Source organism: Bartonella sp. TT121SHDZB (assembly GCF_042193415.1).
Classification (GTDB): Bacteria; Pseudomonadota; Alphaproteobacteria; order Rhizobiales; family Rhizobiaceae; genus Bartonella.
In genome coordinates this window covers 42,420-67,570 of the sequence record NZ_JBHILR010000002.1, presented here as the reverse complement: position 1 = coordinate 67,570, position 25,151 = coordinate 42,420, and the positions used below count along the sequence as shown (strand labels likewise).

12 protein-coding genes, 1 tRNA gene and 4 pseudogenes are annotated in these 25,151 nt (G+C 37.4%); 7 read left to right on the top strand and 10 right to left on the bottom strand.

Annotated features, from left to right (window positions below; translation table 11 throughout):
* Positions 1-218: 218 nt before the first annotated feature.
* From ACFIKI_RS01650 to ACFIKI_RS01635, 4 genes are read right to left on the bottom strand one after another with little or no spacing between them, the layout of a single operon-like run.
* Positions 219-2,315, bottom strand: a complete 2,097-nt coding sequence (locus ACFIKI_RS01650) for a glutamine amidotransferase (RefSeq protein WP_375665379.1) — start codon at positions 2,313-2,315, stop codon at positions 219-221.
* Entirely contained in the window at positions 2,312-5,110 is a 2,799-nt protein-coding gene (locus tag ACFIKI_RS01645; RefSeq protein WP_375665378.1) for a DUF4159 domain-containing protein, read from the bottom strand. The genes ACFIKI_RS01650 and ACFIKI_RS01645 overlap by 4 nt, the downstream gene beginning before the upstream one ends.
* Positions 5,107-6,018 (bottom strand): DUF58 domain-containing protein, encoded by a 912-nt coding sequence (locus ACFIKI_RS01640; protein WP_375665377.1) that lies wholly within the window; start codon positions 6,016-6,018, stop codon positions 5,107-5,109. The genes ACFIKI_RS01645 and ACFIKI_RS01640 overlap by 4 nt, the downstream gene beginning before the upstream one ends.
* Positions 6,019-7,050: an AAA family ATPase gene (locus ACFIKI_RS01635; RefSeq protein ID WP_375665376.1), complete on the bottom strand. Its 1,032-nt coding sequence runs from the start codon at positions 7,048-7,050 to the stop codon at positions 6,019-6,021. It lies immediately after the preceding gene.
* Positions 7,051-7,294: 244 nt separating this feature from the next.
* Here ACFIKI_RS01635 and ACFIKI_RS01630 point away from each other — a divergent pair, with 244 nt between their 5' ends.
* Positions 7,295-8,548 carry a CCA tRNA nucleotidyltransferase gene (locus ACFIKI_RS01630; RefSeq protein WP_375665375.1) on the top strand — a complete coding sequence of 418 codons (1,254 nt, stop codon included), beginning with the start codon at positions 7,295-7,297 and terminating at the stop codon, positions 8,546-8,548.
* Between the two features lie 791 nt (positions 8,549-9,339).
* On the opposite strand, the gene ACFIKI_RS01625 is transcribed toward ACFIKI_RS01630, so the two are convergent.
* Together ACFIKI_RS01625 and ACFIKI_RS01620 are read right to left on the bottom strand one after the other, a co-directional pair.
* Positions 9,340-9,816, bottom strand: a complete 477-nt coding sequence (locus ACFIKI_RS01625; protein WP_375665531.1) for a tRNA (cytidine(34)-2'-O)-methyltransferase — start codon at positions 9,814-9,816, stop codon at positions 9,340-9,342.
* A gap of 1,514 nt (positions 9,817-11,330) precedes the next feature.
* Positions 11,331-12,413: a DUF3792 domain-containing protein gene (locus ACFIKI_RS01620; protein ID WP_375665374.1), complete on the bottom strand. Its 1,083-nt coding sequence runs from the start codon at positions 12,411-12,413 to the stop codon at positions 11,331-11,333.
* Between the two features lie 1,033 nt (positions 12,414-13,446).
* Between ACFIKI_RS01620 and ACFIKI_RS01615 the strand changes: the two genes are divergently transcribed.
* The 4 genes from ACFIKI_RS01615 (at position 13,447) to ACFIKI_RS01600 (ending at position 19,481) form a co-directional block, all read left to right on the top strand.
* A complete protein-coding gene (locus ACFIKI_RS01615; RefSeq protein WP_375665373.1) occupies positions 13,447-14,643 on the top strand; it encodes a multidrug effflux MFS transporter in 1,197 nt (398 codons plus the stop codon).
* A 261-nt stretch (positions 14,644-14,904) separates the two neighbouring features.
* A complete protein-coding gene (locus ACFIKI_RS01610) occupies positions 14,905-15,636 on the top strand; it encodes an alpha/beta fold hydrolase (protein WP_375665372.1) in 732 nt (243 codons plus the stop codon).
* Positions 15,633-17,807: an isocitrate/isopropylmalate family dehydrogenase gene (locus tag ACFIKI_RS01605; RefSeq protein ID WP_375665371.1), complete on the top strand. Its 2,175-nt coding sequence runs from the start codon at positions 15,633-15,635 to the stop codon at positions 17,805-17,807. The genes ACFIKI_RS01610 and ACFIKI_RS01605 overlap by 4 nt, the downstream gene beginning before the upstream one ends.
* 867 nt (positions 17,808-18,674) lie before the next feature.
* Positions 18,675-19,481 (top strand): N-acetylmuramoyl-L-alanine amidase, encoded by an 807-nt coding sequence (locus ACFIKI_RS01600; RefSeq protein WP_375665370.1) that lies wholly within the window; start codon positions 18,675-18,677, stop codon positions 19,479-19,481.
* 1,250 nt (positions 19,482-20,731) lie between these two features.
* On the opposite strand, the gene ACFIKI_RS01595 is transcribed toward ACFIKI_RS01600, so the two are convergent.
* Positions 20,732-21,928, bottom strand: a complete 1,197-nt coding sequence (locus ACFIKI_RS01595) for a porin (RefSeq protein WP_375665369.1) — start codon at positions 21,926-21,928, stop codon at positions 20,732-20,734.
* Positions 21,929-22,241: 313 nt separating this feature from the next.
* Between ACFIKI_RS01595 and ACFIKI_RS01590 the strand changes: the two genes are divergently transcribed.
* Positions 22,242-22,332, top strand: a tRNA-Ser gene (locus ACFIKI_RS01590).
* A gap of 290 nt (positions 22,333-22,622) precedes the next feature.
* Here ACFIKI_RS01590 and ACFIKI_RS01585 read toward each other — a convergent pair.
* The 3 pseudogenes from ACFIKI_RS01585 to ACFIKI_RS01575 all read right to left on the bottom strand — a co-directional run bounded on the left by ACFIKI_RS01585 (position 22,623) and on the right by ACFIKI_RS01575 (position 23,856).
* Positions 22,623-22,840 (bottom strand): annotated as a pseudogene (locus ACFIKI_RS01585) (hypothetical protein).
* Between the two features lie 128 nt (positions 22,841-22,968).
* Positions 22,969-23,194 (bottom strand): annotated as a pseudogene (locus tag ACFIKI_RS01580) (hypothetical protein).
* Between the two features lie 11 nt (positions 23,195-23,205).
* Positions 23,206-23,856 (bottom strand): annotated as a pseudogene (locus ACFIKI_RS01575) (lysozyme).
* 183 nt (positions 23,857-24,039) lie between these two features.
* On the opposite strand from ACFIKI_RS01575, the pseudogene ACFIKI_RS01570 reads away from it, so the two are divergent.
* A pseudogene (locus tag ACFIKI_RS01570) lies at positions 24,040-24,361 on the top strand (type II toxin-antitoxin system RelE/ParE family toxin).
* Positions 24,362-25,151 lie beyond the last annotated feature (790 nt).

The window sequence follows — 25,151 nt, the reverse complement described above, 5'->3', positions numbered from 1 at the left end:
ATTTCACCCTTTCTTCAATGGTTTCTATCCATACAGCATCTCTTCTAATAACACACAAGAGAATGTTTTTTATTGTTTTAATATGAGGATATTTAAAATAAGAAGAATTATACTGTATTTTTAATTATAAATCAATTTGTTGTATAATTATAAAAGACAAGTAAATACATAAAAGAATAAGCTGAATTTTAAAACTATTATACGAAATTTCAGATTTTTTAACGTCCTTCACGATACCACATATTGCTCAACAGTAAAAGACAGGTGAGCAGTGCCAAAAAACCAGAAAATATCGAAAAATAAAAGGTATTGATTAAACGGGTTTCTGTTGCTTCTTTCAGAACAATTGAGTGTGCTGGGGAAGAGGACGGACTTGTTTTTGATTGAATCAGCTTGAATGGAGGAAGATGAATGTTTTCTTTTCCCTCAGAGTGTAAACGTCTGATGTAGCCACCAGTGTGATTAATAATGGGGGCTAGTTTTTCTTGTGTTGAAGTCAAGTCAAACAACTCAAGATTATCGAGCATCCCTACAGAAGAAAGTATTGTTAAATCGCCATTTTTAATGGTAAAAATTCCTGTCTCATCAGTGGTCACAGTTGCAGTAAAAAGGCCTTCTTGCTCTTTGGTCAGAGTAATATTTTCTTTTTTCCCAGAGGGAAAGATTATTTCAGCGGGTTCTGGATGGTCTTTTAGAGTTTGACGGCGAATTGTTAAATGATGATGGCTGCTGGTTGCACTTAATTTTTCTTCTTCAAGTTCTGGTTCTTTCATGAGCCAATGGGCAATTCGTCGATAAAGAGCAGCATAAGGACCCCCACCTTCAAAACCTCGAGCCCAAAGCCAACTTTCATCAGAAAGCAACATGCCTACACGCCCTTTATCAACATGGGAGAGAATTAAAAGTGGTTGTTCATTAGCTCCTTTCATGAGGGCGATTCCGTTATTTATGTTTTGAATAGCAATTTGCCGCAACCATTGTCCCCATTGAGATGCGGGAAGGTTAAGTGTTGCGAGACCTCTTGTAACAGGATGGCGCTCACCTTCTTTGGTTAATGTAGGGCGAAACGGTTTTTCGATAATAGTCCCATTGGGCAATGCCGGTAGAATGCTTATTAAAGGTGTTTTCGCAAGTGAGTTTTTTTGGGTAAATTCAGGTCCTGTTACCATCAACAATGCACCCCCCTTTTGTACATATTGGGCGATATAATCATAATAGATTAAGGGGAGAACAGTAGAGTGCTGGTAGCCATCAAGGATGATGAGATCAAAGTTATTAATTTCTTCAACAAAGAGTTTTCTTGTGGGAAAGACCACTAAGGATAATTGGCTTGAGGGCGTATTATCTGCTTTGGTGGGGGGACGCAAAATAGTAAAGTGAACAAGATCAATATTGGAGTCACCTTTCAAAAGGTCTCGCCATGTCCGTTCTCCATTATAAGGAGCACCTGAAATAAGAAGAACGCGTAAATTTTCTCTGATTCCTTCAATAATTGTTATGGCGCGGTTGTTTTCCAAGCTTAGTTCACCTTTGTGTGGATCAGTTATAACTTGGATAATATTTTTTTCAGCATGAGGAAGGGTAATTTCAGTTTGAAAAATCACGCCAGGAGTCACAGAATAATGGCCAATGTCTTGTCCATTGACGCTTAGTGTAATATTTGCTTTCTGTGGTATTGTTTTTTTGGCGGGGCCTTTATCTTCTACTAAAATGGAGAGCGTTTGTGGTTTGTTGACAAGGGCAAAGCGTGGAGGAGAAATAAACTTGATTTGACGATCAAATTCGTCTGAGTATCCTGTAATCAGAGCATTGAGAGGTGCTTCATGATGAAGATCTGATAGGTCAGGGATGTCATGGACTTGTCCATCGGTGATAAAAATGGTTCCTGCATAACGAGAGAGCGGTACATCAGATACTGCTTGTGTTAAAGCCTCAAACAAATTCGTTGAGGGCGCATACTGATTATCAGCAAGTTTTCCAGCTTCAATAAAACGTGGTTCAAATTGTGGATAATGCGCCAATACTTGAGTTAATTGCGCACGCGCTTCATCACTGTCGTTTGTACGTGTTCCAAATGTTTGGCTTTTGCTGCGGTCAATAACAATTCCCACTGTGCTTTTCAGTGGTTCGCGCTGTTCTTTTATGATCATTGGATTGAGCAAAGCAAGGATGAGGGCGCTTAATGCTATCAGACGAAATAAAGAACCTTGACGTTGCGTAACAAGACCAACAACGACAAAAAGAAAGGATATTCCGCTTAAGAGCAGAATCCAAAAGAGTGGTAAGAAAGGCTGAAAAGTGAAAAATGGGATCATTGCCTTCTTTCTCTTTTAAAGCGTTCCAAGAGCGCTGGAACATGAACTTGGTCCGCTTTATAGTTTCCTGTAAGAACATAAAGAACAATATTTAAACCTGCGCGAAATGCCCATAGACGTTGCATTGGATCATTGGGAACAAGGGGATATTTCCATGTTCCTTTTTCATCGAGTGCCCAAGCACCGGCAAAGTTATTTGCGGTGATGAGAAGAGAACTTACGTTATCACCACTGGCAAGAGAGTTTTTATTTTTTTTGTTCGTTGATGAGGATTCAACCCATAAAGGTGAACCACGGTAGAGACCAGGAAAATCTGGCATAATATAAAAGGAACGTGCAACAACATGATCTGTTGATGCTGGCTCAATGGATGGAATGTTTAATCCTTTTAAGATGGTTCGTAATCTTTGCGTTTCTGGAGTGGCATCTCCTTCAAGATTAAGATTGCTCTTTATCTGATCGCGTGTGTCAAATAAAATTGTTCCTCCATGTTTCATAAAATTATTTATTTTTTCAAGGCTTTTGGGAGTTGGTATAGGACTTTTAACATCAATTGGCCAGTAAATAAGAGGATAAAAGGAGAGTTCATCTTTATCGAGATCAAGTGCTGTAACAGAGCCAGGGGAAAGCATTGTGCGCTCTGCGATAAATTGGCTTAAGGCTTCTAGACCATTTTTACTCGTTGTATCAATTTCACGATTGTTGGTTATAACGTAGGCAAGATGTGTTGCACCAGCGGCTTTTACACTATCATGATGATTTTCTATCGTTTGTGCATGAAGAATTGGAGCATATGCAAACAAGGCAATAAGAATTATGAGAAGGAGGAAAAACATATTATGCCGTTTATTGAAAGAAAAAATACCTCCCATCCATAAAATGAGAAAATTATCAAAGGCGAATAATAAGATGGCTAATCCTAAAAGTGGACCGGTAAGATTTTTTTCTTTTGTATCGTAAGATAAAGGACTCTTGTTGAGAGAAGGTGGCAATGATGATTGTTTCACCAAGCGCGATGAATGAATTAAGAGATTAAGCGCATAAAAATCGTTTTTGACACCATAAAGTCCTGGTGGAGTATGATAGGAAGGACGGGGTGGATTTTGAGCATCAAAGACCAGTGGAACAACATCAGAGGGTGGGACTTGTAATTGTCCGTCAACGGCTATAGTTCGCCAAGGGTTTTGTAGCACTGTTCTTTTTTCTCTGTGTGTTGGGTTTGTATTTTCATAGGTACTTAATGTGATTAATTTTTGCAACATTTGTGCAAAAAAGCCGGAAAGAGGAAGATTAGACCATGTAGGATCAGGAGCAACATGAATGAGAATGAGGGTTCCTTTACCACGTTTTGCTGCGGTAATAAGAGGGGTTCCATCCGAAAGGCTAAGCCACGTTTTTTCAAAAAGATCTGGGGTTGGTTCTGCGAGGATTTGGCGCGAGACAGTGACATCTTCTGGAAAAGGAAGACCAAAGAAAAAGCTATTTTTTGCAAAAGGGGCAAGCTTTTGTGGCTTTGTCCAAGACATAATACTTCCAAGGGAGCGTTGACCTGGGCGCAGTGGTATCGGAAGAAGGTTATCGTAATGTTCTGCGCTGCTGAGTTTTTCTCCTGCAAAACGGATGAGTGTTCCTCCTTTATTCACAAAATCAGAAAGTTTTTTTTCTGCTTGTGGGGGCATGTTAACAATGTCACCCATAATCAAAACAGATGGATTTTGTTTAAGCAAATGATCAATATCCGTTGAAAGTTCTCTTCCACCGGCTGTTATAAGCTGTGTATGACCTTGTAAGGCTTTGATAATGTAATAAAATGGAGCAAGTAAAGGCTGTGCCATTTCATTGGTATCGGGTGAAAGAAGAGCAACACGGCTTATCCTGTGATGGCTGTCTACCAAGAAGGTTGCAGCAGCATGGTTTTGATTGTTTATTTTTATCCAAGCGATATCATTGCGTAGTTCAAGTGGTACATCAAAAGGAACAAGAGCTGTTGTTTCTCCTTCGGAGAAATTTTTCGTAAATTGTCCGAGAAGTTGATTATTTGAATCGTAGAGACTGAGTGTAGCGGGAGTGTTACTGTGTGTTGTTGAGCGGATAATACGCGCGCCCATGTTTCCATTGTTATTTTCTATGGATGTTATGCCGGTTAAATTGGAAATATCAGTCAAATACCACAAGAAGTTTCTAGGTTTTAATTCTTCAAGAAGAGCAAAAGCTTGCTCATCTTCATTTGTTTGTAATCCATCACTTAAATAAGCAATATCAAGAGGTTTTCCTTTGGTTATTTCGCTGAGTTTTTTGAAGGCATGCACACGGTTGACAGGCCAAGGACGCGGTTGCAAATGCATTAAATGCTGTTTTATAATCTTTGCTGCTTGAGGCTCCATATTGGAGATATCATGTTCAGCTGTTGCAACAAGATAAATATTTTTTTTCTGTTTTTCTGCTTGTGCAAGGAGCATTTCAGCGGTAGAGACGCGTTTTTTCCATTCTTTTACAGATGCCCAACCATTATCAATGATGAGTGCAAGGGGTTGAGATCCGGAAAAGCTGATTGGTTTTTGATTCCAAGTGGGGCGTGCTAGAGCTATGATAACAAGTGCCGCTATGGTTAAACGCAACAAGAGCAACCACCAAGGTGTATGTTGTGCGGTTTCCTGCTGATGAGTTGGTTTGGGTAAGAAGCGTAAAGGAGGAAAAAGCTCTTTACGTGGAGATGGAGGGGTTATCCGCAATAGCCACCAAATAACCGGTAGGAACAAAAGCCCTAGTAACACAAAGGGAGCAGCAAAACTCAAAGCGCCCTCCTTTTTTGCAATGGAGAGTTGCTCATTGTATTTGCAAGATGAAAAATGGTCTCTGTTAAAGGTTGATCTGTTGTACTAACGTGATAAGACCATCCTTGGCGTGCGCAAAAATTTGCCAATTCTTGCCGCCGTGCTTGATACAGCTTACAATAGCTGTTACGAAGGTTTTCTGCTTTAGTGGAAACATGTTTCTCTTTTGTTTCAGGATCAAAAAATTCTGTACGACCTGCATAGGGAAAATTTTCTTCTGCAGGATCAGCAATCTCAATTAAATGAGCTGTCACTTTTTTTGTAGATAAGACGGTTAAATGTTGGATGATTTTTTCAGGATGGTCGAGAAAATCGCTTATTATAATAGCATATGAAAAGCGTGTAATTGTTGAAAAATCGGGAAATGAATTTTTATCTGAATGATTTTCTAAAGCGAAGGCTATTCGTTCTACGACATTGGATGCCATTGTGGGGGGCATTAAGTTGGGAATAGCAATGTGTTCGCCACTGCGTGCAAGAAGTGATGCCAAGGCAAGGGTAAGAATGATGGCATGATTGCCTTTAGAGATTTTAGAAAAGCGTGAACAATAATGCATCGATGCGCTCTGATCAGGCCAAAGCCAAACGGTTTGTGCCATTTGCCATTCGTGTTCGCGTAGATACGTATTTTCATCCCGTGCTGAGCGACGCCAGTCAATGCGGGTAATAGATTCTCCTTTAACATAGGGTCGAAATTGCCAAAAATTTTCTCCATTACCACGTTTACGTTGTCCATGCCATCCGGTTATCAGTGTATTGGCGATATGACGTGCTTGTAGAAGGAGACAGGGCATTTTGCCAATATCCTTATGCAGCTTAGCTGCCAGCGACAATGGAGGTTTTTGTAAAACTTTTTTACCAAGTGCCATTCAAAGAGCATCTTTCACAAGGTTATTGATAATATCTTTTACGGTTATATCTTCAGCACGGGCAGAAAAATTAAGAGCCATGCGGTGTTGTAATACGGGATAGGCCAATGCTTCAACATCATCAAGTGAAGGGGCTAAGCGTCCATAATAAAGAGCACGAGCGCGAACACAAAGTGAAAGGGCTTGTGATGCTCGTGGACCAGGTCCCCAAGAAACATAAGTATTGGCAAGGCCATTGTCTTTATGAGGGCGCGCTGATCGGACAATTTTTAAAATAGCCTCGACAACATTTTCTGAAAGGGGCATTTTGCGAACAATATTTTGAATTTTTTGCAATTTTAGGGCGGATAAAATTGGTTTTGCATTTGATTTTTTTTCTTTTGTTGTTTCTAAAATGATCCGCCGCTCTGTTGTAAGATCAGGATAGTCAATATCGATTTGCATCAAAAATCTATCCAATTGTGCTTCAGGAAGTGGATAGGTTCCTTCTTGTTCGAGAGGATTTTGCGTTGCAAGAACATGAAAAGGTTGTGGTAAATCATAACGGGTACCTGCAACGGTAACATGATATTCTTGCATAGCTTGTAAAAGAGCTGATTGTGTCCGTGGAGAGGCACGATTGATTTCATCGGCCATGAGAAGTTGCGTGAAAATAGGACCTTGAACGTAGCGAAAAGAACGTTTACCATCTTTATCGGAATCCATAATTTCAGAACCAATAATGTCCGATGGCATTAAGTCAGGGGTAAATTGGATGCGTTTTTCATCAAGCCCTAAGACTGTTCCCAGTGTTTCAACAAGACGTGTTTTAGCAAGTCCTGGAGCACCGACAAGAAGAGCATGACCACCAGCAAAAATAGCGACTAAAGTATATTCAATTACATGACTTTGTCCAAAAATAACTTTGTCAATTTCTTGTTGCAGAATATCCAATTCTTTATGGGTTGTATCAATATCATCAATAATTACTTGGGCCTCATGATTGGTGTTAACCTTTTTCACAGAATTGGGTGACGGATCATGTTGACTCATATTTCTTCCTTAAGGTGTTTGTCGCAAAATAGTAATTTTCTCTGCATGATAATGGATATCTTATTGTTTGTAACAGAAAATGAGAAGAAATGAAGTATCATATGCCGTTTTTTTATATTCGTGTATAGAAGAGAACAGTTTCTTTGGAAGAAATAGGCGTGTTTTATAAGGGATGTCTTAAAAATTTTGTTTTATGAAGAGAGTTCTTTAAAGCAATGAAGACAACTTTTTGAAAGGTTAAAGGGTGCATATAAGACAGAACTTCAAACAGGTTGCGTGGTTACAACAAAGTGATATTCAGACACTTCTTCGCGTTTTGTCTGAGGAGGGGGAAGAGGCGCGTATTGTAGGGGGAGCAGTGCGCAATCAACTGCTAGGGCAGCCTATTAGTGATATTGATATTGCAACAACCTGTTTGCCGCAACAGGTTATTGCACGTGTAGAAGAAGCAGGATTTAAAGCTATTCCTACAGGGATTGCTTTTGGTACAATAACAGTAATTGCTCATTCATGTTCTTATGAGGTTACAACGCTTCGCTGCGATATTGAAACAGATGGTCGTCATGCAAAAGTGGCATTTGGTCGTGATTGGAAAAAAGATGCTGAACGGCGAGATTTTACGATAAATGCGCTTTATTGTGATGCTGCTGGCAACCTTTATGATGATGTGGGAGGTTTGAGTGATATTGCTAGCCGAACAGTTCGTTTTATTGGGGTTGCAGAAGATCGTATTGGCGAAGATTATTTGCGTATTTTACGGTTTTTTCGCTTTTTTGCGTGGTATGGAGCGGGGCGACCTGATGTGCAAGGATTGAAGGCATGTGTTCGTTTAAAACACGGTTTAAAAAAACTTTCTTCTGAGCGTATTTGGGCAGAAATGAAAAAGCTTCTTGCCGCTTCTGATCCAACGCGTGCTCTTTTATGGATGCGACAAAGCAGAATTTTGGCATTCATTTTTCCTGAAACAGAACGATGGGGCATTGATGCAATTCACGCATTGGTGAAGACAGAACAGGCTCTTGGTTGGAAAGTTGATTCATTGTTACGGCTAGAAAGCCTTCTTCCTCCTGACCCCATACGTCTTCATGAAATGGCCCAGCGCTTGCGTTTTTCCCATAAGGAAACAACGCGATTAAAGGAATGGGCAGAGTTAGAAATAATAAACCAAAACTGTTCTGATCATTTTGTGCAAAAACTGATTTATTTTCATGGACGACAGCCAGTTTTAGATCAATTATCGTTGTCTGTCGCTGCATCACATCTTGATCATTTGGAAAAAAGTGATGCTTTGCAAAAAGCAGATGGTTATGTCAAGCTTTATCAACTTGCTCAAAAATGGCAGATTCCAACTTTTCCTATTAATGGTAACGATTTAATAAGGAAAGGTTTTACGAAAGGTGTACTTTTAGGAAAAAAGCTTAAAGAGCTAGAAATGATATGGGTTGAAAGCGGATTTTTAATGGATCGTCATGCATTATTAGAAAAAATTGATTTATAATATTGCTGTTTATAGCCCCACTATTGTTTTTACTTTTTAAGTCAACATATTAATTTAAGAATAATTCATCATTATTCATGTGAAATAAGAGCTCTGAATATTGTGAGGTTATCTTATTTCAAGCTTGTGCATATTACATCAATCAAAATTATTGTCTTATGTGTCACGAACGGGGGAATTTGTATGAGTAAAAACGATTACAGGAAAGAAAAATGCCTTTTATAAACCATCTCAAAGATAAGGATTCTTAAAAGTGAAAACGAATAAAGAGAATAGTGATAGCGGTTTGCACTTTATATGAGTATAAAGAGGGGAGATGCTCAAGGGATTTTATATTATGCACGAGGGGGAGACTATATCATTCACAGTTGGTAGGGTAGGTGGATGTGACGGGCATTAAGAACTGTTTATTTTAAGAACTGTTTATTTAAATCGAGTGTATAAAGGAGCAACACAATGGCATTTTGTGCTTTGTGAGAGAAGTGACGGTATTAAAGCGTTTTTATTATTTTTTGAGCAGTATCATTTTAGTTTATTTTATCAGAATTTGATGATTGGGAAATGACAGGTGTTATAAGCTCTAAATATTATTTATGTGTCATATATTTTTCTTCGAGATAACTTATGGGCTTTTAGAGGTGTTCTGTAATCCATTTTAAAAGTATAATTAAAAAGTATGCGCTTTTAATTATTTGTAATATTCTATACAAAATACCTTTTTATTTATTAAAAAACTATAGTTCATGCGTTTTTAGCATTATATTAAATATTTTAATGGAATTGTTGTGTTTTTATAGATTACAGTTTCTTTCATGATAACCAATTTGGCGTAATGCTTCTCCTGTTGTTATGGCTACGCTCATGGCGAGATTTAGAGAGCGTGCCTGTGGTTGCATGGGAATTTTCAATGTATAATCGGCCGTTTCATGAACATAATCGGGAACTCCAGCTGATTCCCGACCAAAAAGTAAAACATCATTTTCCTGATAGCATATCTGCGTATAGCATGTTTTTGCTTTTGTACTTAAAAGCAACAGGCGGCGGTTAAAGTGTTTCATGGAGCTTATAAAATGTTGCCAATCAATGTGTCGTTCTAAGGAAGCATATTCGAGATAATCCAATCCTGCGCGTTTGAGATTACGATCCGACAGATTAAAGCCTGCAGGTTCAATAATGTGCACATGTAAACCAAAGCAAGCGCTAAGACGTAAAATCGTTCCAGTATTACCAGCAATATCAGGTTGGAAAAGAGCTATATGAAGTGTCATGTTCTCTGTAATATGATTTTTTTTTCGACTTTGTAAAGAAGCGCCATAATTTATTGGAAAAAGATATGCTTGAGAAGTACCTGTTTTTTGCATTTAGTTTTTATTCATTTTAAATTTCAGGGAAAAAGTCACTTATATGGATTGGTTTGAGATAAGAGGGAAACTCTTATTAGAGATTTTTTTATTGAACGATACATGAAATGGGTAGGCTTATTATGAGAATGGTCGAATTCGGTATAATATCAAAAAACACAATACAATAAAGTCAATAGGTTATGTTCAATTATTTTATAAGAATCTACACTTTTATACGTGATTCATTTGATCATTTTTTATATAAGATTGCCATGTATGAATAGACCATAAAAAGCAAGTCATGATACAAATATTATAATGCATGTGAACATTCAAATGAAATGAAAAGCAGTTATCATTCATAACAGTTTATAAACTTTATGATATGTTTTTATCACAGCGCAAATCACACAGTTTTAAAATTCAGTCATTTTGAATTATCGATAACATACGTTTAAAGAACATATCTTGTTTTAATGATTGGTTTGTTAATCGCATGATAAATTAATGGTTCCCAAAATTGAGAAGCGTAAAATCTAAAAATAATATAGAAATATCTTATTACCTATTAGAGGGTAATCATTTGAAACTGTCATAAGCTTATAAGTTTAATTAATTAGGGCACATAAAATGATTAAAAAAAATAATGATTTTATAACTGGGGTATTTTTTACCGGAGTAGGAAATAACAGGTAATGAAAATCACAATGTTATGTCTTATGAAATTGAAAGCCTTTTAATGACATAACCCAAGTAAGCGAGCAAAAAACGTTTTAAAAGTTACGACTTAAAAATACAAAATCAAAAGAGGTTGATCCAAATTTGGATTAAGTGATTTTACTTCCCAAAATTGGGGGGAAGCTCTTTAGAAAGATAAGCAGTTAAATTTCAAATTGTGCTGGGTATATTTTCACCTCCCCTTGATTTGACTCAATTTTTCAGCAGTTAATCCAATAACATCTTTTACTTTATTAAGTGAAATATTCATATATTTCCCCTTTATTAGTTGACAAAATACATGATAATTCACATAAAAAATGATCACATTCTCGCATCTAGCGTGGATTTATTTTTTATCAGGAGTTTTTTAGCAATATTATTGAAGAGGGGATTCGCTTTTTTTCTTAACAACAGAGAAATGCGTGATTTTTTTGCTGTTTCCTTTGAAGAGATATACTGCATATAATGAAGAGCTCTCTATGTTTTTATTAGAAAGATAGGTTGTTTTCTTCCAGGATTGTTGATTTTTAAAGGGAGATGAGCACAATATCCTCTCATCATTTGTGTATTCTGCTTTCAAGTTTGAACTTCGAAAGACTTTGTCTGAATATATAAGGTCGTGTATAAGTTGCCATTTATACAAAAAGCTTTTCAGGCAAGTGTAAAAAAAGCTGTACGGATTGTACAGCTTTTTCTCGGTTTGCTTTAGAGGTAAAAAATTAAAACTTGAAAAAGTCTTTGCGGCTTCTGTAGCCATAATAGCCACAAACACTGGAACTTATAGCGCCTATTAGGCTGCCTAAAAAACCCCACCATCCCATATTAGAGGCTGTTTTTGTGACTTTAGTTGCGGTGTTTTTTGCACCCTTGATGGCATCTTCTAGATTATCTGAGAGTGCTTCAGCCCGTTCTTCAAGCGCTTTTATGACTTTTTCGGTTTTTTCCTCTGCCCTTTGATAGAGTTGAACGGCACGGTTGGCTGCTGTTTGTGCATCCGCACGGGTCATGCCATCTTTTATGAGGGCATTGATGATATCACTTCGATCAAATTTTGTCGTGAGATCTTCTACACGATCAGAAAGGCGTTCGCCAAGATTTTTTAAAGTGGTGCGATAGTGAGAAGGGTCATTTTTAAAAGATGTTATCGCAGCACCAATATCATTGAGTGCAGCCTGATAGGTTTGTTTCAAGCGATCAATATTGAGAGCAGGAATGTCGCTTTTATTGAGAAGGGTATGCAATTCACTGCCAAGTTGGTCAAAATTGATGACACTGTCGTTGTTCTTTGCAAAAAACTTTTCAAAGTTTTCGCTGTTTAATTTTGAAAGTAGGGGGGGGAGGTTAAGATTGTCCACAGTTTGTTGGATCGTGGAACTGTTTTCTAGAGCAGCTTTAGCCCCTATCTTTGCTGTACTTGACACTACGTGGATGGCTTGGAGTGTCATAAGAAGTGTTATGAGAGCCCAGGTTAAGAAACCATGAAGAGCACCAGCAGTTTCAGCAAAACGTCCGGCTACAAAGCCTCCCAAGGCTAGGCCAATCAGTGTAACGATAACAGAACCTACTCCAAAGGAGAGGAAAGAGCCTTCAAATGGGGAGGACGAGGTGAAATCCATTTGGCTTAAGCCTAAAGCCGCAATGAGAAAAGAGAGGCAGATTGAGGTGGCAAAAGCTGTCACCAGTCCAGCAAAGATTGCGGACCATGAAATAGGTGTGTGAAAGAATGGGTATTTTGTTTCTAGAGATGTTTCTCCTAGAAAATTCGTATCGAATGGTGTGTCTTCAGGAATGCGGGTTTCCATGTTTTATCTCCTTGAATATGCTGGAGATACAATGCTTTTTTGCTAATTATGTTCCAAAAGGGATAAAGAGCAGCTAAAAAGGAATACGAAAATACTTTGAACAAATGTTTGTTATGAGAAGTAAAATGTGGCTATACAATCCAAAAAGACCTCACTTATGTCTGAAAAAAGGCGGGCTATCCGTATACTATTATCATATTATCATCGAATTTCTCATGAGAGAGGATAATTTAAAAAATTGGATACTATCATTTATTGGTTTCTAGCTTATAAAGTAAGGGGTATATCTGCTTGTTTTTATAAAAGTGTTACTGTTCTTATGGGAAGAATATTTATAAAATGAGATTATAAGGCGCATTTGAAGATAAAAATCAATATCAGTAATGTTCAATTCATAGTGTTATAAAAGATCATGGATTAAGTTAAATAAAAAGCTTATTGAATTGTTATGACATCATATTTGTTAATATGTTACACGATAATTTTTTGATATTTATCTTAGATGAAGAGTTTTATGAAATGAGTAAGATATATTTGGTTGTGAGTTGGTTTGCAGAGAAAGCATTATATTTTATGGTATAGGGGATAGATCAAGATTTTTTCCACAATTATTTGTGTTGATAGGGGCTTCAAGCTATTGTTGTGTTATGCGCCGTGTTTATACCGTAGTGATTTTGGGGTAGAGACGTTAGAGATTGTTTTTCTGCTTTGCGTTTTATCGATCAACTTTGATGGATATTGTATAGAAAGTGGGACTGTTGCCGTGGAGAGAGATTATGCTTTTGCTTATAATATTAATGAAAAAAGCAGTGGAAGATTACGGCAAAGTATTTGTACAGGAGAGCTTATTTAGGGGATAAATTTTTGGCTCGTGAAGTTTGTAAAATAAAATTCTGTCTATAAGAAAAATAATATTTTTATAAAGTAAAATAATAACACTTTTAATAATTATTATTTGAATATATAAGCATAAAATATAATTATATTTAATTAAATACTATTTAATACCTACCTAAAAAGTGTGATTTTCTTTATGACTCATAAATATAACTTGCTATTTATTATACTTATCGTATGTTTATCGACGGGAGGATTGATTTCTACCGATATTTTTTTACCGGCACTGGGCGATATGCGTCAATATTATCAAGTGACACAATCTCAAATTCAAAGTGCAGTGGCGGTTTTTTTGTTAGCATTGGCACTTGGACAGCTCATTTATGGGCCGCTGAGTGATAATTTTGGGCGTAAAAAAACACTTCTATTGGGCTTATTCTTGTGGTTATTTACGACACTTGGTGTGATTTATACGGTTCATATTCACGCTTTTCTTGTGTTACGTTTTTTGCAAGGTCTTGGTGCTTGTGCGGGACTTGTCTTAAGTCGTGCAATTATCAATGATTTGTTGGATAAAAAAGCGGCTGGAAAGCTTTATTTGATTGTTTTCCCTTTTATTGGAATGTCACCAGCACTTGCACCTTTCATTGGTGGACTTTTGATACAGGCTTTTCATTGGCAGGCAACTTTTATCTTTTTAAGCTTTTTTATATTTTTGACCATTTTGCTATGTTGTTTTGTGCTAAGCGAAACTCTACCCCCTCAAAAACGGCAGCATTTTTCTCCGGTAGGGTTTATGAAGGCATATTTAGGCGTTCTCAGAAATAAACAATTTATTTTTTATGCACTTATTCCGTGTTTTTCTTACGCTGCCTATTTTGCTTATATTGTGGAGTCGCCTTTTTTACTCACGACTTTGGGGTTATCGCCGATACACATTAGTTATAGCTATATTGGTGTTTCGTTTCCCTATATTCTGGGAAATCTTTTGGCTCGATGGTTTTTTGAACGCGAGTCTATGGAAAAAACTGTGGGCAGAGGGTACATTATTTTTGTGATAGGTGGTGTGCTGTTTGCTTTGCAAATGTATCTAAGCCCATGGCCCCTTGTGACAAGTTTTATGGCTATTGCTGTTCTTACTTTTGGAAATGGTTTTTTATTGCCGTTAGGAACAGCGTTGGCTATTTCATCGCACCCGAAAGCTGCGGGAGCGGCTTCTGGTGTTATGGGCTCTTTGCAATTAGGAAGTGCGGCACTCAGTGCAGCGGTTATCGGAAAAATCTCTGGTCATAGCCCACGGGCTATGGCAACTTTGTTAGCTGTGTGTTGTATGATTGGTTTTATCATTTATATTCAAAAAGCGCGTCATTTTATGACTTCAGAAATAAGCTGAGTGAAATGATAAAAAGAAAGCATTATGCGGAAATGCTTTTGATGTTTTACACAAATGGGGCACATGTACATTAAATGAATTTTTTTTATTAAGTTTCTGGATTGAGTGGGTTTAAAATTTGTTACAAGCTTAGTTTGAGTTTAACAAATCGATTATTATAGGGGGAGAATATGAGCCTAGAGTTTCAACATATTTTCATTATATTGGGTGGGAAAATTTCTGGCTCTAATGCATGTTTAAAATAAGGGGAGGAATTGATCAATGGGTCTTCCTATTATTATTCTTTCTCCTGTAATGCCAATTTGGGATGGTGGTGCTTTTTGTTCTCCATTGATAAAGCTATGCTTATCAAAAGGATTCCCTGTCACTCTGCTGGATACGCTTTCTCTTTTTCCTAAGGGTTCTCATGTTCTCAATTATTCTGCTGTAGACATTTTATCTTTTATGGCAGAAAAACTTAAAAGCTCTTTTAAAGAGCCCGCAGTGCTTGTGGGATTTTCTATGGCTGGAACATTGGTACAAATATTGGCAGCCCAGCTTCCCAATGTTCAAGCTGTGCTTGCTGTGAATGCACCTGGCTATCCAGATAAGGTTTTGCAACGGCGCCTTGGAGATATTCTTGCCTCCTTAGAAAATAATGATTTATCGGGGGCTTTGGAAATACTCAATGGTTTTATGCATCCTTCTGGCATTATGAAAAAAAGAGTTTTATTGGAGATTCCCGATAAACAAAAAAGCGTGGCAATTGAACGCATGACAAGAGGGTTTAAACTCTTATTGATGATGGATGCTAGAGATGAGATAGTTAAGTATAAGGGGAAGTTTTTAGCTTTAGTGGGAGAAAAGTCGCAACTTGCAACGGTAGATAATCAGACAAAAAGTCATAATCTGAACCATGAATATAAGCTTATCTCTAGTGCTGGTACGCGTTTGTGGGAGGATAATCCTACTATGACGGATGCAGTCATTGATGAGTGGCTGGAGGGACTATGAAAAAGAAAGTTCTTGTATTACCTGGTGATGGAATAGGACCAGAGGTTTGTGATGCTGCGCTGATGGTCTTGGAGCAATTCCAATTGCCGATTGAATTGACTTATGGTGATATTGGTTTTGAATGTTGGAAACAGGAAGGAGATCCTATCCCTCAAGCGACTTGGCAAAAAATTACTCAGAGTGATGCTATTTTACTTGGTGCTGTGACCAGTAAAGGAAAAGAAGCGGCTTTAAAAGAACTTGCTCCGCATTTAAAAGAGCAAAACCTTGCCTATGTTTCTCCCGCACTTCAACTTCGCCAAAAATTAGGTTTGTTTGCGAATATACGTCCTGTAAGATACATCTTTGGTCCCCAACGTCCTTTTCATTTTTGTGTTATCAGAGAAAATAGTGAAGGCCTTTATGCTGGATTGGATTTTCGGGGTATTTCTCCTGAAACAGCCGTTTGGCTAAAACATCCAAATTTGACAAAATATGGGCTTGAGGAAGCTGCGTGGACGGTTCGTTTGCAGACACGCTTTGGTTTAGAGCGGTTATTTGAATATGCTTTTTCGTATGCAAGGAAATATAGCTTTAGGCGCGTTACTTTTGCTGATAAGCCCAATGTTATGCGAGAGAGTGGCCAATTTGCTCAGGAAATTTTTGAGAAAATTGCGCAAAACTATCCGGAAATTGAAGCAGATATTCATAATGTTGATGCGGTTGCTTTGTGGATTGCAACTAAGCCAGAGCGGTTTGGTGTGATTGTTGCTGAAAACATGTTTGGCAATATTCTCTCTGATCTTGGCTCTGGGATAATGGGGGGATTGGGGCTTGCATCTCATGCGAATGTGGGGAGCGAGATTGCTTGTTTTGAACCTGTTCATGGAAGCGCACCACGTATTGCTGGACAAAATAAAGCAAATCCTTCTGCGATGCTTTATACCACGGCTTTACTCTTAGAGCATTTAGGCTTTAAAGATGCAGCAAAACAATTATCTGAGAGTGTTGATCAGGTTATTCGTGCTGGAAAAACCGTTACCTATGATCTTGGAGGTGTCGCCTCTACCCGTCAAATGGCTGAAGCTGTTCGCAATTCTCTTGTGAAGTCTGTCTTTGTTTGTCATGCGGCGATTATCACTGTTGGTGATGAACTCCTTTCAGGACAATATTTGAATACGAATTTACAAGATTTAAGCCAAAGCTTGAACAAGAGAAATATTCAAGTCACACGTCATTTTGTTTGTGCTGATCAATTACAGCAAATCAGTGAGACTGTTGTTGCTTGTCTTGGACAAGAAGATCTTATCATTATCAGTGGGGGATTGGGACCAACATCAGATGATAAAACACGCGATGGAGTTGCTCAAGCTGTAAAGCAGCCTTTGGTACATCATGAAGATGTTTGGCAAACAATAAAAGGTCAATTACAACGATTAGGGATTACGGCGGATAAGAGTAATGCACGTCAAGCATTGTTTCCTGAGACAGCAACCGTGCTTGATAATCCTACAGGCACAGCACCAGGCTTTTATCTCTCTTGCGATGGAAGTACGCTTGTTGTTTTGCCTGGTCCACCATCACAGGCTCTTGCGCTTTTAGAGAATTATTTAGAACACAATGAGAAGAAATATTCTTCTGTATCGCGTGCGGGGTATGCATGGACTTTGATTGGAATTGATGAAAGTAGCATTGCACAGTGGGTTGATGATCATCTTGAAAATGAACCCTTTGAACGGCATTTTTTATGGAAAAGCCCTTATGTTTTGGTGCAACTGGTTGCTCAATCAGAAGCGCCCTTGGAACAACAGTTCGTGGAAGAATTTGAAAGTCATTTTCACCCCTATTTGATTGGTGCTGAAGTTACTACTGCTTGTAAACAATTAGCAATGCATGCAGAGGTTCGTTGGTCTGCCAATGATCTGCGGATTTTAGAATATTTTCAGCCCATAGAAAAAGGTAAACAAGATATTCCACTGCTTGAGGTTGAAGTGAGCCTAGAACCTTCTATCGAGACATTAGAAAATCAAGAAGAAAGCCTTGGACATGCCACCATGACTATACGGATGAAAGGTTATGGTGATGATCGTGTAACTTTTCCCTATACGCGACCACTTTTAGGTGCCGTCTTACAAGAATATGCAGCTTGGTTGGTTTTAAAAAGAGTTTTGAAAACGGAGAAAAGAAAATGAACCTCTATGGGGACGTAACAATATTTCTTAAATTATTGAACGTTCTATTATAAGAAGTATTTTGATCCTTTTCTTCAGTGGTTTTTATCTATAGGGTATTTTTTCTTTTGATGTGTCATTAAATGACTTTGATTGATTCAAAATTAAGAAAAACTTTACGATATTAGGTTCGCTACATTCAATATTTATAATGATTAATTATGATTATAAATCAATATATTATCTTCCAGGGAGCCTATGACAAGGAATCCAGAGACGTCATGTGCCTCAAGCGTTGTAAATAATTCAGATTCTTTGTAAATCAAAAAGCAATGGTGTGAAAAGACAAGAAGTCGTGTCATTTACAGGCAAGTTTTGCAAATTTTATTGAAATATATGTCCGTGAAGAGTTTTATTGTGAACATGTTCCGTTCAGTTATCTGATAATAAATTGCTGTAAAGAGCTCATAAAATTTTTCCTTTAAGTTTTTGTGTGATTGCATGATCGTTGGGTATTCGCTTCTGAGGGACGATATTTTTCAATGTGATAACAGGAAGAACTATTTTTTCTGTAAGACGTGAAGATTTAAGGAGTGATCATTTTACGCTTTTGTTTTCTTTTCGATTGGTAATTTGTAGGAATTTGTTTGGGGAAAAGATTTAATGCGGTGTGTTTGTGAATGCGGTTAAAAACATTTTACGCGTGTGTGGGAGAGAAATAAAAATGTGTCTTAATTGTTGATAAGAGTGTCAATGTTTTTGATGAACAAATTTTAGGCGTAATTCTTAGTATCTAGACGGGAAGTTCATTGCGAATTTTTTTAACAGTTCGTGTCCTATCTGTTGTGATGCGCAGTGGTCTTTTTAAGCAACAAAGAAAGGGCTTTTATGTATCAGATTGATTACAACAGTTATCGTTCTGTCAAGAGTTTTAATCGTCGCGTTCGTTTTCTCGTCATGCATTATACGTCTCTTGATTTTAAAGCCTCGATTATGGCGCTTACAGGAGAAAAGGTTAGTGCACACTATCTTGTTCCTGATCCTTCAGAGCAGACATATCGTGAGGCAGGCTTTAAGGACATGCGTATTTTTAATCTGGTCGATGAAAATGAGCGTGCATGGCATGCGGGTGTGAGTTCATGGGCTGGGCATAGTCATCTCAATGATGCATCTATCGGGATTGAAATCGTTAATTTAGCCACGGGTCATTCTGAGTCTCCAGAAGAGACAGTTGATTTTATGGCTTATCATGATGAGGGGGGGATATTTCCTCCTTATAATCCAATACAAATTGATGCCGTTAAGGAACTTGCATTGAATATTCTTCAACGGTATCCCGATATTATGCCAACGGATGTGGTGGGACATAGTGATATTGCCATTGGAAGAAAAAGTGATCCAGGAGCAGCTTTTCCATGGAAAGAACTTTATAAGGCAGGTATAGGAGCATGGTATGATGATGAACTAAAAAGTCATTATCAAGAGCAATTCTCTAAGAATTTTCCACCCAAAGAAGATGTTTTGGCGAAGCTAAAATGTTATGGATATGACATTTCTGCTGCGTGTACCCAAACAGGATACAAAGATTTGATCCGAGCATTTCAACTTCATTTTCGTCAAGAAAATTATGATGGGATTCTAGATGTTGAAACAGCAGCAATTCTTTATGCATTGGTTGATAAATATTTTCCGTGAATTCAATGCGTTTTAATTGAAAATATGGGTATGATTACGTGTAAGCCTTTTTATTATCAAGAGAGGCTGCTTTTTGCCAATGCGTTTTATGTAAAAAGGCATTAATCGTGTAAAAAATCCCATGTACGGTATAAGGCGTTTTATGAAAACATAAAGCTATAGAATGCTTTATGATTTGCAGAGATTAAGTTTTACTGTTTTTTGTCTTATATTTTTCTTCCTTTAAAAACGCGTAAAGTCAAGATGTTGCGTATATCATGGCATGCTCCTTACGCAGGATAAAACGCTTCAAATAAAATGGACTTGTATTGTATATTTCCATGCTTGTTTTAAAGAAATGTCTTTTAGTGTGTATTACAACACATATTTTACAGCGACGTTTATAGAGAATATAATCTAAAATCCTCATATGAAGTGTGTCCTCATTTTTATGCTTAATAAAAGTGCCTAGCACTATCGTACATTTTGTCAGATCTCAATGTTACGACAACCCTTGGAGTTTAAAACGATTCATAAAAGGGTTTTCTTTACTCGTTTTTATTCACACGGCTCTCTCTGCTTGTTGTACAAGTGAAAGGTTTTGGTTGATTGAAACATAAAAAATAATAAATTATCATTATAAATCAATGTGATGCAAATTCATAAAAAATTGGGTCGTTTACAGATTGCTACTGATAGGGGCTCTATTCTTTAGAAGGAGAAGAGGGAATCTCATTTTTTGAAGATATATCGCTTTTCTCTTTTATTGCTTTAGGGAATATTTGCATCGTTTTGACAGCATGTTTCTTGATGATTAAGTTTTTTAATGAAGCCGTGTTATAAAACATTGTGTTTTAGAGTGTTGATAGAAGACACATTCAGGCATATCAAAAACACAATGATGTCTTGTTTTTTTCAATATTTTATCTGTTCAGTACAGAATTGACCAGAGAAGTTCATGACCTAAATTAACAAAGGTTAGAAGTAAATTGCTAAGAAAGACCAATTTGGTCATAAAGCAAAAGGGTTTGCTCATGCTTTAAAGGGCAAGGAAGAGATTATGTTTGAAGTGATGTGTAAACGCCCGTATGCAGTGCTCTTATCAAGCATATCAGGGTTAATCTTCTGAGAGTAGTTTTATGAAACTAAGTCGTTTTTTTCCGAGAGACAAGACAATACGTATCAGGAAAAGATATTCATGATATTTGATTCCAAAAATAAAAACTGGCAAACCATGTTGCCAGTTTTTAAAAGCTGTAGCTTAAATAGGATTAGAATGAACGCTGTAAACGGATCATACCTTGAAGAGCACTTTTTTTATTGAATAAATGTTTTTCATTATTATTTTGATCCTTCACAATGCGATCATCATTCCAATTAACATAGGTTAATTCAGGTGTAATCACAAATCCCGGAACCAATGTGTATGCAATATTTACAGAAGTTGCAAAGGTTTTTACAGCACTATAAGAAACTTGTGCATTCAAATTTGCTTTTGGCGTAAGCTTGTAAGTGGCACCCGCCCAAGCTGCCCATTTACCACCCCAGTTTGCATAAATCGTTGTGCTTTTTCGTGATAATTCATCATTTCCATTTACTGTGTAGTAATCAAGGCCATTTTTATAGCCAGCCATTACCCATAGATTGAAACGATCGTTGACATTGAAATCTGCACGTACTTTTCCAGCCCACTTTTTGTAGTAAGCATCATATGCTGCAACTGCTGAAAAACCACCCCATTTTTGCATGAACTTTATACCCAAAACCACATTCGGGGTGTAATTTTTAATTGCTTTACTTGGAAGAGTACCCTCAGTGATAGAAACAAGCTTATCATCTTTATCAATGTAGTATCCTGTTATTCCTGGAAGAGAATCTGCATTATTGCCTACTTCAGCGCCGATAATAGCAGAAAAGCCGGAATCACCACTAAAGGTGTAGGAAATAAAATTGGTGCGTGTTGTGCCGGCAGGCGCTATGCTGTCATCATTGAGAACATTTCCATAATCACCAGTCCAGCTGTTGAAAATTGTGTCATCAAGACCTACGCGAAAACCACCCAGTTCAATGTAAGCCGCGGCAAGCTTTGCAGCAGCGTTGTCTCTACCATTACCCCAGTTTGAATAAATTCTTGCATATGAACGAAGTGTTCCCATTTCTGTTTCAGAAGCTGCTTGAAAAACAAGGGTGAGCCGTGATGCTGCGCCATAGGTTTTTCTTTTGTCTCTTAGTTCAGTTTCGGTTGTTGCATCGATATTATCACCGCCTATAAAATCAGTACGAACATTTCCTGATAAACGCATGCAGGTTTCTGTTCCAGGGATATAAAAATATCCTTTTCCGTAGGCATCACAAACGCGAATATATTCTACAGGTTCGGGTTCGGCGATAACTGTTGAAGCAGCATGTGCTCCAGAAACTGCTAAAAAAGCTGCTGTAGAGCTTAAAAAGAGGGATTTAATATTCATATAGGATCTCCGCGGTCCGGTTAAATTTCTTCTAAAGAGTACCATTTGCCTAACGCATTAAGGACAAAGACATAAGCAAAATACGCAGCACTTGTTATCTTAGCTATACTAATCTTTTTAGAGTTTCAAATATGAAATTACCTTTTTGTAATGTATACATATACTATTCGAGACAATGTGGTAAAAAAGACACAATTTTTGTTTTATTAACTTTTGGTCCTATGGGATCAATAGGAGAAAAATTTTCAGATATTTGGGAAAAAAATCGAAAAAGTCTTGAACTTTCTGTTGATACCATTTATGCCTCTCTGTTGGAGAGGTGGCCGAGTGGTCGAAGGCGCTCCCCTGCTAAGGGAGTAGGGCTCAAAAGGCTCTCGAGAGTTCGAATCTCTTCCTCTCCGCCACTGCGTTTTTATAATGCTATAACTTATTGATTTCATTGATGTTTTTATAAGGTTTGGGGCTATATAATAAGAGGTAGGAATAGGATTTTTCAACATATCTTTATAAAGTGTATGCTTTTTGCTAATTTTGAAAAGATATGCAATTTTCTAGCAAACATTCCAACAATTTCACGACTCAATGAATTTGAAGGCTTGATTATAAAACTCTCACGATAAACATCGGTTTTTTTCTCAAGAGAAAAGCTGTATCGTTATCAGTTTTTCATATTTTAAAGAGAGGTTTGGTATGTTTAGCTCTTTGAGAACCACTGTTTTAAATATGCAAAGACATTGTCTATCGCATCCATAATACGTGAAAAATCAAGTGCCAGTAAGAAGATGATGAATATAATTCATTTGGTATAACGCAACATCACTTTTACGCTTTTGTAGGTCATGATGGTTTCCTGAAGGATTTCTTTTTCCGCTTCTGTAAGCTCTGTATCGTCTTGTGTTTTTTTTTAGCCATATTCCCCCCCACATAAGCGTTCGCCTTGCTTGTTATGCTTTAAGATTTCTCTTGCTAAATTGGAACTGATGACGCTGACATCTTGCTGATCTAAATAGATTGGCAACCAACCACCACAAGAAGTAGACCTATTTGCTATGCACCCAACGAGAAAGCTCAGAACGCACATCAGCATCACTTTTTTGATTAATTTCATTTTCCACCTCCAGCCGTGTTGTTGCTCCTTTAAGGTTTTTTCTATTTGCTTTTGCTGTTCTACTTTTTTCTCAAGAGTAAAAGCTCTTGTTAACGTAATAAAAAAGCGGCTAAAGCTGTACCTGTTACCATCAGATTTCTTTTCATCCATAAGATCATAAACGGTGCTCCTAGAAGCGTTTAGCAACAAAGAAAATGCCAGCACATGTGGCTAAAATCATAATGGTAGTAAGAGCTCATTGAATGAGATCATTGCCTGCCAATAAACCACCAAGCCCTGAAAAAGACCCAATAACTGGTGCCAATGCTTCTGCTTTGAAAACCCTCGTTGGTGCTTGCGTTTCTATGGTTTGATAATTAGAGGAAACATAAGCCCTTTTCGCCCATAAGCCTGTTTCTGCCGCGCATGCCGGTGTATGAGACCTTGCAAGCGCTTACCACCTGCTTTGGTCCATTTCTGTAGTTCTGCAGGGACAGCTTCATATTCACCACTATTAAGCTTTATTTAACAGTGTTGAGTTACAAAAGGCTACTGTTCCTACATTATAGCAAAAGGAGATTAAAGCTGCGAATTGTTTATCCGTTAAGGCGACTGAACGGCTTGTTCAACAGCATTTTCAAATTGTCTTAAGTCTTGGCAAAGAACATCCTCTGCTTGTTTTTCAGTGATTGTCATGTCTTCGTAAATAAAAGTTTTTTCAGCACTGTTTGTATGTCCATAACCGATTGTCCATATCCCAATGGCGTCTTTAGTAGGCATTCAAACGCAACCCTTCCCATTTTTTGATAAGTGCAAGTCCTTCTGATGATATTTTTCGCATATGATTCTCCATAAAAAAAGCCCCGCAAAAAGCAGAGCTGGATTAAAAAATGATATCTTTCTCATTCAGAAAGATCGCTTGGTTAAGCTTCATGTCGCTTTTTCATTGGAATAGAAGAAGATTTTTTCTCAACTTTTAATTTCTCTCCTGACAAAATATTCGTTTATAAACGAATATAACATCATGTTTGAAATACGTCACTACCTTACCTCTGGTGGCAAAGGCGTGATAGCTGATTGGCTGCGAAAGCTCCGTGATATGCAGGCTAAAACTGCAATTATTCGCCGCCTTAATCGTTTAGAGCAGGAAAACTTTGGCGATTTCAAGCTGCTTCTGATGGTGTTCATGAATTGCGTATTAATGTTGTTCCTGGCTACCGAGTTTATTATGTCCAATCTGAAAAGACCGTATTGTGGCTATTATGTGGTGGCAGCAAAAAACACAAGAGACCGATATCACTTGCGCATGTGCTTGCTGGCGTGATTGGCAAAATCGTGAAGATTAAAGGAGTGCAAAAATGAAAGACCGTAACCATGATGATGCAATGGCAGAAATATTCCATGATGACTCTGAGTTGGCAGCAGCTACCCTTGATGCAATCCTAGCAGATGATGATTAGGCTGAACTGCTTGTAATTCTACGCCAAAAGGCAAAAGCTTATGGTGGTGTTCAAGCTGTTGCCAAAGCAGCCAAACTGAATCCTACACAACTTTATCGTGCACTTTCAGAAAAAGGCAATCCAGAGTTCCGCAGCCTGAATGCTTTATACAAGAAACTGGTTTAATGATAATGTATGGTTTTACAGAGTGAATGAAATTCCTAAATATCGTAAGTTTTTTCCATTTCAAACCTATTCATATTAAATTTAAATCACTCAAAATCACTTCTCTGTCTTTTACAAATAGAGATAGCGTGTAAATAAATACTTTTAAAGAAAAAAACATAGTCTTGTTATAGTCAGATCTCAGTAAATAAACTGTTCAGCTTGTCGATAAGCTCTTTAAATAAATTTACAGTATCGCTCCATTCTCCAACTCCAACTGGTTGTATAGATATTTTTTCTGCTTATACTTTTACATAAAAAGCATATTTTGTCTCATTTAACTGAAATGAACGATTAAATCTCATACAAGTCATTGATTTATATAGATAATATAGCGTTATTCATATTAAATTAGACACTCGAATAACGTAGGATTCTCTCATTTCAAATCTGTGTATCTTGAATCAATCAAAACCACTCACTTGCACATCACAAGCGGGATGAGTGTGGGGATAAAATTTATATAAGAAAG